The following is a 978-nucleotide window of genomic DNA, read 5'->3' as shown; positions in this document are numbered from 1 at the left end:
CGGCCCTGCCGGTGGACGACCCGGACGCCGAGTGGCTGCTGCCCGGCGGGCCCGGCGGCGCGGGCGACCCGGCGGCGGTGCGGCGCGGCATCGGCTACGCCGTCGGCATGGTGCACATGCTGGGCGCCGAGGGCGAGGACGAGGTCTCCACGGCGACCGTGCGGGTCAGCGGCGACCACGCCACGGTGATCTGCGCGGCGGTCGACGCCGGACAGGGCTTCGCCACGCTGGCCCGGCAGATCGTGCAGACCGTGTTGGGCGTCAGCGAGGTCTACATCGCGCCGGCCGACAGCGACCAGTCGATCGCCGGGCCGTCCGCCCGCGGCCGGCACACCTGGGTCTCCGGCGGCGCCGTCGAGCGGGCCGCGCTGATGGTCCGCCACCAGCTGCTGCAGCCGATCGCGGCGAACTTCGGGATGTCGGCTGAGCTGCTCCAGATCGCCGACGGCAAGATCACCTCGTACGACGGGGTGCTCGGCATGCCGGTCGCCGAGGCGCTGGAGGGCAAGGAGCTGTGGGCCACCGCGCAGTGCCGCCCGCACCCCACCGAGCCGCTGGACGAGGCCGGGCAGGGCGACGCCTTCGTCTCCATCTCGTTCTGCGCCATGCGCGCGGTGGTGGACGTGGACATCGAGCTGGGCGCCGTGCGGGTGGTCGAGATGACGGTCGCCCAGGACGTCGGCCGGGCGCTGAACCCGCGCCAGATCGAGGACCGGATCGAGGCGGGGGTGGCCCAGGGCGTGGGCCTGGCGCTGCTGGAGGACCTGCGGACGGAGGGCGGGGTGCTCCAGAACCCCTCGCTCACCGGCTACCGGCTGCCCACCGCGCTGGACACCCCGGAGGTGCGGATCGCCACGCTGCTGGAGGAGCGCGACGTGGTGGCCCCGTTCGGCGCCAAGGCGGTGGGCGCCGTCCCCGCGGTGGTCGCCCCGGCGGCCGTCGCCGCGGCCGTGCGCGCCGCCACCGGCCTGCCGGTCG

1 protein-coding gene is annotated in these 978 nt (G+C 76.1%); it reads left to right on the top strand.

The features are described 5' to 3' along the window. Positions 1–978: molybdopterin cofactor-binding domain-containing protein (locus KS423_RS46205; protein ID WP_224285621.1), on the top strand; the 978-nt coding region annotated here is incomplete at both ends.

The sequence above is a fragment of the Streptomyces sp. LS1784 genome (genome assembly GCF_020103755.1).
Lineage (GTDB): Bacteria > Actinomycetota > Actinomycetes > Streptomycetales > Streptomycetaceae > Kitasatospora.
The sequence above is the reverse complement of the archived record's forward strand: the minus strand, read 5'-3'. Positions and strand labels throughout refer to the sequence as shown.